The organism is Nonomuraea candida (assembly GCF_000725485.1).
In the GTDB taxonomy this organism is placed as follows: domain Bacteria; phylum Actinomycetota; class Actinomycetes; order Streptosporangiales; family Streptosporangiaceae; genus Nonomuraea; species Nonomuraea candida.
The window spans coordinates 1-1,202 of sequence record NZ_JOAG01000133.1 but is presented as its reverse complement, the minus strand read 5'-3'; the positions used below and the strand labels follow the sequence as shown (position 1 = coordinate 1,202).

Annotated in this window: 1 protein-coding gene; it reads right to left on the bottom strand. The window is 65.2% G+C overall.

Features of this window, described 5'->3' with window-relative positions; all coding sequences use genetic code 11:
* Positions 1-11 precede the first annotated feature (11 nt).
* Positions 12-1,115 (bottom strand): IS630 family transposase, encoded by a 1,104-nt coding sequence (locus IO39_RS58505; RefSeq protein WP_245642606.1) that lies wholly within the window; start codon positions 1,113-1,115, stop codon positions 12-14.
* Between the last annotated feature and the right edge of the window lie 87 nt (positions 1,116-1,202).

Genomic DNA, 1,202 nt, shown 5'->3' with positions numbered 1-1,202 from the left:
CTAGTGGCCTGTCACGCAACCTTGGACGGGTAACTGGTCCAGCTTCGAATAGGTGAGCTGGCGGCGAAGCTGGTCTTTGGTTGCGCGTGAGCGTTGCGCCAGCGGATGTAGGCACCGATCGCCGCGTTCTGCTCGTCGTGAGTGCGGTGGTCAGTGCCGTTGAGGGCGTAGTAGCGCAGCGCGGCGAACTCGGACTCGATCCAGTTCAACCACGAGCCGTAGGTGGGCAGGAACACCAGCTCGATGTCGTTGTCGGCGGCCCAGGAGCGGACCTCGGGGTGCTTGTGCGGCGAGTAGTTGTCCATGATCACGTAGAGCGTCTCGCCGGGCCAGCGGGCGCGCAGCGTCTTGAGGAAGGACAAGAACTCCCGCCACCGCTTGCGTCGGCGGATACGGTAGTAGAGCTTTCCGGTGGCCAGATCCAGCGCGGCGATCATGTGCATGACGCCGAAGTAGCGGTTGTAGGTGGCCCGCAGCCGGGCCGGGCTTCCGGCAGGCCGCCAGCGTTTGCCCGGGCGCGGCATCAGATTCAGCGGCCCGAACTCATCGACGCAGATCACCCGTCCATCGGCCGGCGGCTGGTCATATAACTCCAGAACGCGCTGCATCTTGGCGATGAACTGCGGGTCGTTGGATGCCTTCCAGGTGGTGGTGCTCTGCCAGGTCACCTTCCCGGCCCGTAGGATCCGTGCCAGATGCTGACGGCTGATCGAGGTGACCACGCCGCGGTTGATGAGATGCTCGGCCAAGGTGCGCAGGCTCCAGGTGGAGTGGCCGCTGATGCCCCACTCCGCGGGGGCCGTCCGGGCGATGAGGCAGATGTGCTCGCGCGCCTGCTCACTGATCGCCGGTGGCCGGCCCCCGCTCCATTTTGGGTCCAGCGCGTCGAACCCCCGATCGTTGAAGGCGTGGATGACGTCGCGCGCGTAGTCGTCGCTGACCTGCATCAACGAGGCGATGTCCGGGACGCTTTGGCCCTGGCCGGACATCATCACCACGATCGCCCGGCGTAGCTTGACCGGGTCCTTGGCGGTCCGGGTGATGCGCTGTAGTTTGCGGCCCTCCTCCATCGACAAGGGCCGGACGAACACATCCGGTCGGCGAGCCACGACCACCTCCCAAGAGTTGCAGAGGCAGTCAGCCTGACGGGTTCACCGTCCGAGATCAATTACCGGGTCAACGTTCAGAGACGAGCCACTAGC